This is a genomic window from Streptomyces sp. NBC_01707, assembly GCF_041438805.1.
In the GTDB taxonomy this organism is placed as follows: Bacteria; Actinomycetota; Actinomycetes; order Streptomycetales; family Streptomycetaceae; genus Streptomyces.
In genome coordinates this window covers 5,203,982-5,218,496 of sequence record NZ_CP109190.1, presented here as the reverse complement: position 1 = coordinate 5,218,496, position 14,515 = coordinate 5,203,982, and the positions used below count along the sequence as shown (strand labels likewise).

Below are 14,515 nucleotides of genomic sequence, written 5' to 3'. Positions count from 1 at the left end.
CCGTTGAGGCCAGGGCCTCGCCGGAGGCTCGCAGCCTTCCGGCGAGGCCCTGTTCAGTCGGTGGCGGACTCGCGCGTCGCACCCCACTCCACCCACGGTCCCTCGACCGCGTGCGCCGCGTGCCGCGGCCGGTGCGTCGCTGCGTGTCCCAGGACGAAGACGTCCTCGGCGCCGTCGAGCACCCCGCCCGACGGATCGTCCGACCCGTCGCTGCGTACGACGTCCCGCTCCGGCATCAGGATGTCCCGTACGACGACGGCGCAGAGGTACAGCGTGCCCAGCAGATGCACGGCGATCGCCAGCTGGTAGCCCTCCGTCGGCAGCCCCTGGTGCTTGTCGCCGCTCGTCGTGTACGCCAGGTACATCCAGATCCCCAGGAAGTACATGACCTCGCACGCCTGCCAGATGAGGAAGTCCCGCCAGCGCGGCCTGGCCAGCGCCGCAAGGGGGATCAGCCACAGCACGTACTGCGGCGAATAGACCTTGTTGGTGAGGATGAACGCCGCGACGACGAGAAACGCGAGCTGGGCGAAGCGGGGCCGGCGCGGGGCCATCAGCGTCAGCACACCGATGCCCGCGCACAGCAGGACCGTCAGCAGCAGCGAGATGTTGTTCACCGTGTCGACCGAGATGGAGATGCCGGCACGCTGCGCGATGATCAGCCAGAACGAGCCGAAGTCGAGCGGCCGGTCGTGGCTGAACGTGTAGAACTTCTTCCACCCCTCGGGCGCGAACACCATCACCGGCAGATTCACCACCAGCCAGGAGGCGGCCGCGCCGAGCGTCGCCACGAAGAACTCCCGCCATCTGCCCGCGCGCCAGCAGAGAACGAGGATCGGCCCCAGCAGGAATACGGGATAGAGCTTGGCGGCCGTGGCGAGGCCGATGAGGACGCCGAACGCCAGCGCACGCTGCCGGGACCACATGAGCATGGCCGCGGCCGTCAGGGCGACGGCCAGCAGGTCCCAGTTGATCGTCGCGGTGAGCGCGAAGGCGGGCGCCAGGGCGACCAGCAGCCCGTCCCACGGACGGCGCCGGTGCGTACGGGCGACACACACGGCCATGACCGCGGTACAGATCATGAGCATGCCCGCGTTGACCATCCAGTACATCTGCTCGCGGTACTGCATGGAGCCGCCGGGCGTCAGCCAGGCCGCGACCTGCATGAACACGCCCGTCAGTACGGGGTACTCGAGGTACTGCATGTCGCCGCTCAACCGGTCGAAGTACGGCACGAGGCCGTCGGCGAACCCACGTCCGACGAAGAGATGCGGAATGTCGGAGTAGCACGCGTGCGTGTACTGCGAACTGGCGCCTCTGAACCATGCCCAGTTGTAGCAAGGCGCCTTCTGCACCATGCCGAGCGCAAACATCCCGATCGCCACCAGTGCGACGACACGCACGGCTGTGAGCGGACCGGTGCCGATCCTCGCCCAGCGTCCCGACCGGCCGCCGATCAGCTCACTGCCGGCCGCCGCGATCTCGTCCTGCTGTGTGGGCCGTACGACGGGCCGCTCCTGGTGCACGCTCGTGTCCTCTGCGCTTGGCATGCCGCACATCCTGCCGTACGGGACTGTGGAGACGGCGAGGGCCGCCGCACCGAGTGGTGCGGCGGCCCTTGGGGACGTCCTCCTGCGGCTCCACCTTTGTCGGCCTGTCGGCCGCGCGGAGCGCTTGCCTGCCGGGCGCTACCCGGCCGGGCCTCCGAAGATGTTCCCGCTCCCGTTGCCGTTGCCGTTGCCGTTGCCGCCGGTGTCCGTGGTACCACCGTCGCCTGCTGACGTACCGGTGGTGGTTCCGGTGTCCGTACTGCCCGTACCACCATCGGTCGTGCCGGTGGTGGTGCCGCCGCCGGTATCCGTTCCGCTGTTGGTGCCACCGTTGTTGTTCTGGCAGTTCCAGTCCCATGCCCCGCAGCTGTTGCTCGGGTCGGGCGTCGGAACGGAGGGTGTCGTCGAAGGCGTCGTGGACGGCGTACTGGAGGGGGTCTCCGAAGGCACGTCGCTCGGCGTCGGGCTGGGGCTCTTCGCGCCGCCGCCGTAGACCGTGTCGCCCCAGGGCTGCGGCTTCGGGAAGCTCTCGGGCGTCGTTCCCTTCAGCGCTTCGATCATGTAGTCATGCCAGATCTGGGCCGGGAACGAGGCACCGTGGATCGTCTGCTCGCCACCCGTGCCGTACATCTTCTCGAACTTACGGTTCTTGTGCTTCTCGTTGTCGTCCAGCCGGTACATGCTGATGGCCGTCGACAGCTCCCGGGTGTAGCCCACGAACCAGGCGGACTTGTTGTCGTCCGTCGTACCCGTCTTGCCCGCCACGTCGCGGCCGGGGATCCGGGCAGGCGTGCCGGTCCCCTTCTCCACGACGTTCTTCAGGACGTCGGTGACGTTGTCGGCGATGGCGGGGTCGAAGGCGCGCTTGTTGACCTTCTTGTGCTGGTAGATGACCTCGCCGCGCAGCTTGACCTCTTCGACCGAGTACGGGTCGCGCTGCATTCCGCTGGTGGCGAAGGTGCCGTACGCCCCTGCCATCCGGATCGCACTCGGCTGCGACGTACCGATGGAGAAGGACGGAACGGTCGAGTCCGCCATGGAGCGGTCGTCGCGCAGACCCGCGGCGACGGCGACCTCCTTCACCTTGTCGGTGCCGACGTCCATACCGAGCTGGACGTACGGGGAGTTGGCGGACCACTGCATGGCCTCGCGAAGGGTGATGTTCCCCCTCGACTCATGGCCGTCGTTGGACTGCAGCCACTCCTTGCCGTTCTCATCGGTCCAGACTTCACCGTTGTACTTCTTGATCTTCAGCTGGTCGTCGGCGTTGTAGATGCTCTTCGGTGAGACCTGGGTACGTTCGGACTCGCCCTGGTCCGGACCGCCGGCCGGGTCACGCTTGCCGTACTCCATCGCCGCCGTCAGCACGAACGGCTTGAAGGTCGAACCGACCTGTGCACCGGTGGTGTCGGCGTTGTTGGTGTAGTGCGTCGTCGCATTCTGGCCGCCGTAGATCGCGGCGATGGCACCGGTATTCGGATCCACCGACGCGCCACCGAACTGGACGTGCGTGTCCGTCGTGGGGCGCTGCTTCGGCTTGATCTTGTTGTCGTAGACCTTCTTGACCGCGGCGTTGAGTTTGTCCACCTTGTCCTTGACGAAGGTGGTGTGGATCTCGTATCCGCCCTGGGCAAGCTTGTCCGCGGTGATGCCCTTGTCGTTGTTGTTGAGGAAGTTCGCCTTGGCCAGGTCCACCAGATAACCGATCTGGCCGCCCAACTGCGCACTCTTCTTCGGCGGGTCCGGCATGGGGAACCCCTTCTTCAGGAACTTCTGGCGGTCCCCAGCCCCCAACCGGCCGTCCTTCACCTCTTCCTCGAGGATCCAGGCCCAGCGCTTCTTCGCGCGATCCAAATTCTTTGCCGCGGTCGCCTGTACGGGGTCGTACTCGGGCGCACCCGCCGGGTCGTAGTAGGTCGCGCCCTTGAGCAGCGTGGCCAGGAAGGCACACTCGCTCGCGTCCAGATCCTTGGCGTCCTTGCCGTAGTACGTGCGCGCTGCGGCCTGGATTCCTGATGCACCTCGTCCGTAGTACGAGATGTTGAGGTAACCCTCCATGATCTTGCGCTTGGATTCGGTCTTGCCCACCTTGAGCGTGATGAAGAGCTCTTCGAACTTACGGCTCAGGGTCTGCTCCTGGTTGAGCCGTGAGTTCTTCACATACTGCTGGGTGATCGTCGAGCCACCCTGGGTCTCACCGCCCTTGGCCATGTTGTAGAAGGCTCGGGCGATACCCATGGGGTCGATTCCGCTGTCCGTTTCGAACGACTTGTTCTCCGCCGAGATGACGGCGTTCCGCATCGCTGCGGGAATCTGTGAGTAATCGATGACCTGGCGGTTGGTCTCACCACCCGTCGCGACCATCTGCGTGTTGTCGGCCCAGTAGTAGACGTTGTTCTCCGCCTTGGCGGCCGCCTTAATCGTGGGCGTGCCGACCATCGCGTAAGCCAGCCCGGCGAAGCCCATGAGCAGGCCGAGGAAGCCGATACACAGGCTGGAGACCAGCTTCCACGACGGCACCCAGCGCCTCGCTCCGTACTTGCCGGCGCGCGGGTAGTCGATGAAGCGCTTCTTGGCAGGAGGCTGATTACCGCGTCCGCGGCCCCGGCCGGGGCCTTCGCGCCCGTCGCCGCCACCGCGACGACGACCCCCTCCACCATTACCTGCACCACCCCCCTCGGCGGCACGGCGCCCGCCGCGCTGGGCGGCTCTCCTGGCCTCGGCGCGTCCGCCGTAGGGACTCTCCCCGCCGTAGGAATCGGAAGGTGACTCGGAAGTTACTCCGCGTGACGGCGCTGCACGGCGTCCTGAGGACGACTGGGCGGCTCGTCTGGCCGCGGCACGCCCGCCACCTTGCGGTTGCTGCGTTTTGCGACGGTGCTCGCTCATCGAACGACTACTCCTCGGGCAGGCGAGAACGCCTGGAAGCGGCAGTTGAGATCCGGTCCCCCCGAATTACGGACCAGCCCTGCGACAGGCTCATCCGCAGCCGATCCGGCAGGTCCGCGATGACTGACGCGCGCGGACGCCACACGGTTCCCGGTGGTCTGCATGCCGCACAGACTACGCACGGTCAAAACCCCCCTAGAGCCGAAGTTCACCCCAAATAACGCAAGTCGCTTCCCACGAATTGATGATGTGACGCCGCTCACGACGGCCCCCCTTGTCGCAATGCGGCGAGCGATCTATCGTCGGGATGTATCGAGTCGATACATCAGCTCGGCATAGGGCTCCACGAGAGCACTCGGAGTAAGGAGGAGGCGAAGTTGAGCAGACGCTCCGGCATCCTCGAATTCGCCGTACTCGGCCTGCTCCGCGAGTCGCCGATGCACGGGTACGAACTGCGCAAACGCCTCAACACCTCGTTGGGGATCTTTCGCGCCTTCAGCTACGGCACCCTCTACCCCTGCCTCAAGACGCTGGTCGCGAACGGCTGGTTGATCGAGGAGACAGGAAATGCTCCCGCCGACCTCCCGCCCGCCACCGGCCGTGCGGTCGCCCCTGCCTCTTCACTGGCAGGGCGCCGCGCCAAGATCGTCTACCGGCTGACGGCAGAAGGTAAGGAGCACTTCGAGGAGCTGCTCTCGCACACCGGCCCCGACTCCTGGGAGGACGAGCACTTCGCAGCCCGCTTCGCCTTCTTCGGGCAGACGGAGCACGAGGTGCGGATGCGCGTGCTGGAAGGCCGCCGCAGTCGGCTGGAGGAGCGCCTGGAGAAGATGCGCGCCTCTCTGGCACGGACCCGCGAACGACTCGACGACTACACACTTGAGCTGCAGCGACATGGCATGGAGTCCGTGGAGCGCGAAGTGCGCTGGCTGAACGAGCTCATCGAGAGCGAGCGGTCGGGACGGGATCAGCGACGATCCTCGCCCGAGAGCTCGGCTCCGCAGAACACAGCAGGAGAGTCGGACGGCCTGCCCCGGCATCGGGGTCACACCCCGCCGGATCCGTCCGACGACACCCGCAAATGAAGTCCCGGCAGTTCCGCCGGACCTTCATCGGAATCACCGAGAACACTCAACACAGGGAGCAACCGGAATGGGTTCGGTTCGCGTAGCCATCGTCGGCGTGGGCAACTGCGCCGCCTCGCTGGTGCAGGGCGTCGAGTACTACAAGGACGCCGATCCGGCCGGCAAGGTGCCCGGTCTGATGCACGTCCAGTTCGGCGACTACCACGTGCGTGACGTCGAGTTCGTCGCCGCCTTCGATGTCGACGCGAAGAAGGTCGGACTCGACCTCGCGGACGCCATCGGCGCCAGCGAGAACAACACGATCAAGATCGCCGACGTCCCGAACACCGGCGTGACGGTCCAGCGCGGCCACACCCACGACGGTCTGGGCAAGTACTACCGCGAGACCATCGAGGAGTCCCCCGAGGCCCCGGTCGACATCGTCCAGGTCCTCAAGGACAAGCAGGTCGACGTTCTCGTCTGCTACCTGCCCGTCGGTTCCGAGGTCGCTGCGAAGTTCTACGCGCAGTGCGCCATCGACGCCAAGGTCGCGTTCGTCAACGCCCTCCCGGTCTTCATCGCCGGCACCAAGGAGTGGGCCGACAAGTTCACCGAGGCCGGTGTCCCGATCGTCGGCGACGACATCAAGTCGCAGGTCGGCGCCACCATCACGCACCGTGTGATGGCGAAGCTCTTCGAGGACCGGGGCGTCGTCCTGGACCGCACGATGCAGCTGAACGTCGGCGGCAACATGGACTTCAAGAACATGCTCGAGCGTGAGCGCCTTGAGTCCAAGAAGATCTCCAAGACGCAGGCCGTCACCTCCCAGATCCGTGACCGTGAGCTGGGTGCCGACAACGTGCACATCGGCCCGTCGGACTACGTGGCCTGGCTGGACGACCGCAAGTGGGCGTACGTGCGCCTCGAGGGTCGCGCCTTCGGTGACGTTCCGCTGAACCTGGAGTACAAGCTCGAGGTCTGGGACTCCCCGAACTCCGCCGGTGTCATCATCGACGCCGTGCGTGCCGCGAAGATCGCCAAGGACCGCGGCATCGGTGGCCCGATCCTCTCCGCGTCCTCGTACTTCATGAAGTCCCCGCCGGTCCAGTACTTCGACGACGAGGCCCGTGAGAACGTCGAGAAGTTCATCAACGGCGACGTCGAGCGCTGACCCGACCGGAAACGGCGTGTCACCGTAGGAGGGCGATGAGCGGCAACGCTCCGCCTCTCCCACATCGTTGAGGGTCCCCGGGTAATCCGCCCGGGGACCCTCAACGTATGTGACCCTTGCCCTCATGCCCGTCGTACGTGATCTGCGCGTACTCCTGCGCCTTCGGAACTTCCGTCGTCTGCTCGTCGTACGGCTCCTCTCCCAGTCCGCCGACGGCGTCTACCAGGTCGCCCTCGCCGCGCACGTCGTCTTCTCCCCGGAGAAGCAGACATCGGCGGGAGCCATCGCCTCCGCGATGGCCGTACTGCTGCTTCCGTACTCCCTCATCGGCCCCTTCGCCGGCGTCTTCCTGGACCGCTGGCCGCGCCGTCAGGTCTTTCTGTACGGCAATCTGCTGCGCACCGCCCTCGCCTGCTGCACCGCCCTGCTGATCCTCGGCACCGCGCCCGACTGGCTCTTCTACGCCTCGGCGCTGTGCGTCACCGCGGTCAACCGCTTTGTGCTGGCGGGCCTCTCGGCCGCGCTGCCCCGGGTCGTCGACGAGGACCGGCTGGTCATGGCCAACTCGCTCTCACCGACCGCGGGAACGCTCGCCGCCACGGCAGGCGGCGGCCTCGCCTTCGCCGTACGTCTGGTCGCGGCGGACTCGGATGCAGCGGTCGTGCTGCTGGGCGCGGGGCTCTATCTGGCGTCAGCATTGGCGTCCCTACGCCTTGCGGCCGATCTTCTCGGGCCGGATCCGGGCGGCCCCCGTCTCCGACTGAGGGACGCCCTGGCCACCACCGCACGGGGGCTCGTCGACGGACTGCGCCATCTGTCGGAGCGGAAGGATGCGGCACGGGCGCTGGCGGCCATCACGGTGATCCGGTTCTGCTACGGGGCGCTGACCGTCATGGTGCTGATGCTGTGCCGGTACGCCTGGTCCGACAGCAACTCCGGCGGGCTGGCCCTGCTCGGCCTTGCCGTGGGGTTCTCAGGTGCGGGATTTTTCGCGGCCGCGCTGGTGACGCCCTGGGCTGTGGGGTGGCTCGGCCGGCTCCGCTGGATGGCGGCCTGTGCCGCCGCGGCCGCCGTCCTCGAACCCGCGCTGGGGTTGTGGTTCAGGCCCGGACCGATGCTGGTCGCGGCGTTCGTCCTCGGAGTGGTCACCCAGGGAGCGAAGATCGCAACGGACACCGTCGTGCAGGCGTCGGTGGACGACTCCTTCCGAGGCCGGATCTTCTCCCTCTACGACGTGTTGTTCAACGTGGCTTTTGTAGGTGCTGCTGCAGCAGCCGCCCTGGTCCTTCCTCCTGACGGCGAGTCGGCCGCGGTGGTGATCGGAGTTGCCGCGCTCTACACGATCGTCGCAGTGACGATGTTCCGATGGAGCCGCGTCGCCGGAGCGCTGTAAGCGTGCGTGCACCGATGGGAGGGAGGCGCACATCCGAAAGCGCCGAATGACCTCTACGCAACAGCAAGGCCCCGGACCCTTCTACGGGCAGCTACCCCACGGCCGTAACCGACGGGGTGACCTCCAAGCCGGTAGACGCGACGAGGGGCGCTGTTTCACGTGAAACAGCGCCCCTCGTCGCGTCGGTCACGTCATGTTTCACGTGAAACATGACGCCGGCTCCGACCTCAGCTCTGCGCGGCCCACCACTTCTTGAGCTCAGCGACCGCGGCATCGTGCCCCATCGGGCCGTGCTCCATCCGCAGCTCCAGCAGGAACGCGTATGCCTTGCCGATCACCGGCCCGGGGCCGACGCCCAGCGTCTGCATGATCTCGTTGCCGTCCAGGTCGGGCCGGATGGCGTCCAGCTCCTCCTGGTTCTTCAGCTGCGCAATACGCTCCTCAAGTGCGTCATACGTCCGCGAGAGGGCACCGGCCTTGCGCTTGTTCCGCGTCGTGCAGTCAGAGCGGGTCAGTTTGTGGAGCCGCTCCAGCAGCGGACCCGCATCACGCACATACCGGCGAACTGCGGAGTCGGTCCACTCCCCGTCGCCGTAGCCGTGGAAGCGCAGATGCAGCTCCACCAGCTTCGCGACATCCTTGATCATGTCGTTGGAGTACTTGAGCTCAGCCATTCGCTTCTTGACCATCTTGGCGCCCACCACCTCGTGGTGATGGAACGAGACGCGCCCGTCCTTCTCGAAGCGCCGGGTCCGCGGCTTGCCGATGTCATGGAGCAGCGCCGCGAGGCGCAGAGTGAGGTCGGGTCCGTCCTCCTCCAGATCGATCGCCTGCTCCAGGACGGTCAGCGAGTGCTCGTAGACATCCTTGTGACGGTGATGCTCGTCACTTTCAAGTCGCAGTGCGGGCAGCTCCGGCAGTACCTGCTGCGCCAGTCCCGTGGAGACCAGCAAGCCAAGACCCTTCCGAGGGTGAGCGGAGAGCAGCAGCTTGTTGAGCTCCTCACGCACCCGTTCGGCGGAGACGATCTCGATGCGTCCTGCCATCTCAGTCATCGCGGTGACCACATCGGTGGCGACATCGAAGTCCAACTGCGCGGCGAAGCGTGCGGCGCGCAGCATCCGCAGCGGGTCGTCGGAAAACGACTCCTCGGCCGTCCCAGGGGTGCGCAGCACACGCTCCGCCAGGTCCTCGCGGCCGCCGTGCGGGTCGATGAATTCCTTCTGCGGCAGTGCGACGGCCATCGCGTTGACCGTGAAATCGCGGCGAACCAGGTCTTCCTCGATGGAGTCGCCGTAGGAAACCTCCGGCTTGCGCGAGGTCCTGTCGTACGCCTCCGACCGATATGTGGTGACTTCGATCTGGTAGCCGTTCTTCTGACACCCCACCGTGCCGAAGGCGATACCGACCTCCCACACCGAGTCCGCCCACGGACGGACGATCTTCAGGACGTCCTCGGGGCGGGCATCGGTGGTGAAGTCCAGGTCGTTCCCCAGCCTGCCGAGAAGCGCGTCCCGGACCGAGCCGCCAACCAGGGCGAGACTGAATCCGGCATCCTGGAAACGGCGGGCGAGGTCGTCGGCGACCGGGGACACCCGCAGCAGTTCACTGACTGCGCGGTGCTGCACCTGGGTCAGGGCACTGGAAATGTCTTCATTGGCGTTCGGCACAACAGAAAAGGGTACGTGCCCGGACCGGCCCGGGCGTCATCGTTTCTTTTCGCCCTGCAAGACTCTCCCGATCATCAAGCGCACTCCCGAGCACGTGGCCCCCGCGCACATCGTTACCATGCGGGGACGCAGCAACGGACAACGATCGACAGCAGCTGACTACGACGAGGGACGGACGGGCGCGTGGCCGAGGCGGCAGACATTCAGGGGATCAGTCACTCTCCTGCCCGCCGGTGGCTGCGGCGCACAGCCTCCGTGATCCTCGGAGCGCCGCTCGTCGCCACTCTGCTCGCCGGTCCGGCCGTGCCCGGGGCGCAGGCCGACGAGGCGAGCAAGGCTCCGTCCGGCTCCAGCACCGTTGACGTGACCCTGGACTCCCTGGCCCCCAGCGCGCCGGTGAAGGGGGACACACTCACTGTCTCCGGCACGTTGACCAACAGGAGCAAGGAAACGGTCACCGATGCCCGGGTCGACCTGCGGGTGGGGCCGCGACTGTTCGGCAGGACATCCATCGACACGGCAGCAGAACGCACCGGGTATGTCCCCGGAAGCGATCCGGCGGCGATCGGCGGCAAGTACACACTGAAGATCGCGAAGCTCCCGTCCGGGATCACGCAGAACTTCACGCTGTCCGTGCCCGTCGGAAAACTGGGGCTCGACGACGCCGGTGTCTACCAGTTCGGTGTCTCGCTGTCCGGACAGACCTCCCGTGTCCCGTACGAGCAGGTGCTCGGCATCGAGCGCACCTTTCTTCCCTGGCAGCAGAACGAGAGTGATTCCAGGACCCGGATCACCTATCTCTGGCCGCTGATCGCGTCGGCCCACCTCACTGCCGAGACGGGTTCCGACGAGCAACAGACCCCGGTTTTCGCGGACGACGACCTCGCCGCGGAGCTCGCTCCGGGCGGGCGCCTCGAGCAGATGGTCTCGCTGGGCAGGCAGCTGCCCGTGACCTGGGTGATCGACCCGGACCTGCTGGCCGGCGTCGACGCGATGACGAAGAGCTACCGCGTCAGAGTCGGTGACACCACCATCGCCGGAAAGAACCAGGTCGTCGCCAAGCAGTGGCTCACCCAGCTGGAGTCAGCCGTGGCGGACGACAAGGTCGTCGCGCTGCCGTTCGCCGACCCGGATCTGGCATCCCTCGCCCACCGCGGAAAGAACGTCTCGGGAAGCCTCAGCCACCTGCAGAACGCCACCGAGGTGGCCAGCCCGACGGTGGAGACCGTCCTGCACGTGAAGCCGTCCACGGACTTCGCGTGGCCGGTCGAAGGCGCCATCGATCCGTCGATCGTCGATGTCGCCACATCGGCCGGTGCGCACAACGTGATCGCCCGCAGCGACAGCCTCCAGGAGACCGGAGGGCTGCCGTACACGCCGAGTGCGGCCCGGCCGATCGGTGGCGGCACCACCGCTGTCGTCGCCGACTACCGGCTCTCCAGGGCCTTCGAGGGCGACATGTCGAATGCGGGGAATTCCACCCTCGCCGTTCAGAAGTTCCTCGCCACGACCCTGGCGCTGAACGACCAGGACACGGACGACGAGCGCAGCATCGTCGTGGCACCGCAGAGGATGCCGACCGCCGCTCAGGCACAGTCGATGGCGCGCGCCCTGCACGCCCTCGACGACGAACGGTGGACTCAGCCCCTCGACCTGGTGGACGCGGCCGAGGCGAAGCCGGACGCCGACGCGACGACGAGGGTTCCCGGGACTTCCCAGTACCCGAGGAAGCTCCGCAGCCAGGAGCTGCCCACCCAGGCCTTCCAGGACATCAAGGCCACCCAGGCCTCGCTCGACAGCTTCCGGGTCATCCTCACCCAGCCCGAGCGGGTCGTAACCCCCTTCGGCAACGCGATCAACCGGTCCATGTCGACCTCGTGGCGTGGCAGGCCGCTGGAAGCACAGCAGTACCGGGACGCGGTTCGCACGTATCTGCACGGCCTCACCAACGAGGTGCAACTCATCTCCAAGTCGGACGTCACCCTGTCCGGCCGCAGCGCCACCATCCCGGTGACGGTGCAGAACAAGCTGGTGCAGGGTGTCGATCATCTTGTTCTCCGGCTGAAGTCGGACAACGCGACTCGGCTCAGGCTGAACGACGGCAGCGCGGTGGCGGAGAAGCCGATCCGCATCGCGGGCGGCCACAGCCAGTCCGTGAAGTTCGACGCCTCGGCAAACGCCAACGGCCAGGTGCAGGTGAGGGCGCAGCTCTACACCGAGGACGGCACGCCGTACGGCGAGGAGATGACCTTCACGGTGAAGGTCTCCGAGGTCACACCGACCGTGCTGCTGGTGATCGCGGGCGGACTGTTGCTGCTGGTCCTCGCGGGCATCAGGATGTACACCCATCGCAAGCGTGCCAACGCGGACGGCCCGTCCGGAGGCGACGGCGGTGAACCCGAGCAGCCGAGTGACCCGACGCCGGACACCGGTCCGGAAAGCGGGGAGCCTTCGGGCACGGGTGAGAAAGTGGACCGTTGAGCGATGTCTGTCGTGGCCGGTCGGCCGGGGACAATGAGGTGGGGTATCGATGAACGCGCCGTACGACGGTGACCGCGGTCAGGGTGCGGGCGGAGCCGGGCCCTCCGATGGATCCGCGACGCCTTCGGACCCGAGGCGGGTGGATCCCGCGCCGGACCCGTACCTCCAGGACGCGTACAACCGCGATCCCTACCGCGCCCAGGACCTCTCCGCCCAGGACCCGGTGGCGGAGGTGCTGTACGACCGCGCCGCACACCCGCCCCCGCCCCCGGGCACATACCAGCAACCGCAGCCGCTCTACCAGCAGCCGCCCGCGGCGCAGTACGCCCCCGATCCGCGCATCTGGGCGCAGACCCCGCCGCCCGAGCCCGCCGGTCCGTCCCGGCACCTGCCGTACGGCGAAGACGCGGCAACCACCCAGTTCGTCGGCGTCGACGACCTCGTCACCCAGGCGTCCGAGGGCCACGAGGGACCGGACGCGTTCGCGCACCTGTTCCGGGACCAGGAGGGGCCGGCCGGGCCCCCCGTTCCGCCCGAGCCCGAACCGGATCCGGCGCCCGCCCCGCCGAAGTCCGGCGGCCGGGCCTCCAGCCTGTTGAAGTCCAGCGCGGTGATGGCGGCCGGCACCCTGGTGTCCCGACTCACCGGATTCGTACGCAGCCTGGTGATCACCGCTGCGCTGGGTGCGGCGCTGCTCGGTGACAGTTTCACCATCGCGTACACGCTGCCGACAATGATCTACATCCTCACCGTCGGCGGCGGACTCAACTCGGTCTTCGTTCCACAGCTCGTCCGTTCCATGAAGGACGACGAGGACGGTGGCGAGGCCTACGCCAACCGTCTGCTGACCCTTGTGATGGTCGCGCTCGGCGTGATCGTGGCGATCGCCGTCTTCGCCGCCCCTCTGTTGATCCACCTGATGTCGAGCACGATCGCGAACGATCCTGCGGCCGACAACGTCGCCACCACGTTTGCCCGGTACTGCCTGCCCACCATCTTCTTCATGGGCGTGCATGTGGTGATGGGCCAGATCCTGAACGCACGCGGCAGGTTCGGCGCGATGATGTGGACCCCGGTCCTCAACAACATCGTCATGATCTTCACGTTCGGCATGTTCATCTGGGTCTACGGCACCTCGGCCGAATCCCACATGGGTGTGCAGACGATTCCGCCGGAGGGCATCCGGCTGCTGGGTATCGGCACGCTGCTCGGTCTGGTCGTCCAGGCCCTGGCGATGATTCCGTATCTGCGCGAGGCCGGCTTCCGCTTCCGTCCGCGCTTCGACTGGAAGGGCCACGGCCTCGGTAAGACGGTCAAGCTGGCCAAGTGGACCGTCCTGTTCGTCTTCGCCAACCAGGCCGGTGTCCTGGTCGTCACGCAGCTGGCGACAGCGGCCGGGAAGGCTTCCGGCAGGAATGGCGCGGGTTTCCTCGCCTACTCCAACGCCCAGCTGATCTGGGGAATGCCGCAGGCGATCATCACCGTCTCGGTCATGGCGGCCCTGCTGCCCCGTATCTCCCGTGCCGCCCACGACAACGACCCCGGCGCGGTCCGTGACGACATCTCCCAGGGGCTCCGCAACTCCGCCGTGGCCATCGTTCCGGTGGCTTTCGCGTTTCTCGCGCTCGGCGTCCCGATGTGCACCCTGCTGTACTCGTCCAGCGGCACCGAGGCGGCCCGGTCCATGGGCTTCATCCTGATGGCGTTCGGACTCGGCCTCATCCCGTACTCCGTGCAGTACGTCGTGCTGCGCGGCTTCTACGCGTACGAGGACACCCGCACGCCGTTCTACAACACGGTCATCGTCGCCGGGGTCAACGCTGCCGTCTCCGCTCTCTGCTACGTGGTCCTTCCGGCCCAGTGGGCGGTCGTCGGCATGGCGGCCTCGTACGGGCTGGCCTACGCCGTCGGCGTGGGCATCGCCTGGCGTCGACTGCGCAACCGGCTGGGCGGCGACCTGGACGGCGCCCATGTCGTGCGTACGTACGCCCGCCTGTGCCTGGCGGCGATCCCCGCAGCGGTCATCGGCGGTGGCGTGGGCTTCGCCCTCCTGCTGGGCCTGGGCGAGGGTGCCCTCGGTTCGCTGGTCGCGTTGATCTTCGGCGGGGCCGCGCTCATGGGGGTCTTCTTCGTGGCTGCGAAGCGCATGCGGATCGAAGAGATCAACGGCATGGTCGGTATGGTCCGCGGACGGCTCGGACGCTGAGGACCGACGGCCCGCACAACCATCGCCGGTCTCTGTGTGTCGTGCATAGCGCTGGAGTGTGGGCACAATTGGCGTGACTGTGCAGAGCTGG

Annotated in this window: 8 protein-coding genes; 5 read left to right on the top strand and 3 right to left on the bottom strand. The window is 67.0% G+C overall.

The annotated features are described in order from the left end of the window. Positions 1-53: 53 nt before the first annotated feature. On the bottom strand, positions 54-1,550 hold the full coding sequence (locus OG963_RS23430) for a glycosyltransferase family 87 protein (protein WP_093773860.1): 1,497 nt from the start codon (positions 1,548-1,550) through the stop codon (positions 54-56). 138 nt (positions 1,551-1,688) lie between these two features. Beyond that, positions 1,689-4,439, bottom strand: coding sequence for a transglycosylase domain-containing protein (locus tag OG963_RS23425; RefSeq protein ID WP_093773858.1), 2,751 nt, complete (start codon positions 4,437-4,439; stop codon positions 1,689-1,691). A gap of 377 nt (positions 4,440-4,816) precedes the next feature. Between OG963_RS23425 and OG963_RS23420 the strand changes: the two genes are divergently transcribed. The 3 genes from OG963_RS23420 to OG963_RS23410 all read left to right on the top strand — a co-directional run bounded on the left by OG963_RS23420 (position 4,817) and on the right by OG963_RS23410 (position 8,067). Next, on the top strand, positions 4,817-5,524 hold the full coding sequence (locus OG963_RS23420) for a PadR family transcriptional regulator (RefSeq protein ID WP_093773856.1): 708 nt from the start codon (positions 4,817-4,819) through the stop codon (positions 5,522-5,524). Between the two features lie 67 nt (positions 5,525-5,591). Continuing rightward, on the top strand, positions 5,592-6,674 hold the full coding sequence (locus OG963_RS23415; protein ID WP_030930532.1) for an inositol-3-phosphate synthase: 1,083 nt from the start codon (positions 5,592-5,594) through the stop codon (positions 6,672-6,674). 124 nt (positions 6,675-6,798) lie between these two features. Continuing rightward, positions 6,799-8,067: an MFS transporter gene (locus OG963_RS23410; protein ID WP_093773854.1), complete on the top strand. Its 1,269-nt coding sequence runs from the start codon at positions 6,799-6,801 to the stop codon at positions 8,065-8,067. 227 nt (positions 8,068-8,294) lie between these two features. Here OG963_RS23410 and OG963_RS23405 read toward each other — a convergent pair whose 3' ends face one another. Next, positions 8,295-9,737: a CCA tRNA nucleotidyltransferase gene (locus tag OG963_RS23405; RefSeq protein WP_093930982.1), complete on the bottom strand. Its 1,443-nt coding sequence runs from the start codon at positions 9,735-9,737 to the stop codon at positions 8,295-8,297. Between the two features lie 183 nt (positions 9,738-9,920). Here OG963_RS23405 and OG963_RS23400 point away from each other — a divergent pair, with 183 nt between their 5' ends. Beyond that, positions 9,921-12,218: a DUF6049 family protein gene (locus OG963_RS23400; protein WP_093773850.1), complete on the top strand. Its 2,298-nt coding sequence runs from the start codon at positions 9,921-9,923 to the stop codon at positions 12,216-12,218. A 49-nt stretch (positions 12,219-12,267) separates the two neighbouring features. Next, complete coding sequence (gene murJ / locus OG963_RS23395; protein WP_371799409.1) at positions 12,268-14,424, top strand: murein biosynthesis integral membrane protein MurJ; 2,157 nt, start codon at positions 12,268-12,270, stop codon at positions 14,422-14,424. Positions 14,425-14,515 lie beyond the last annotated feature (91 nt).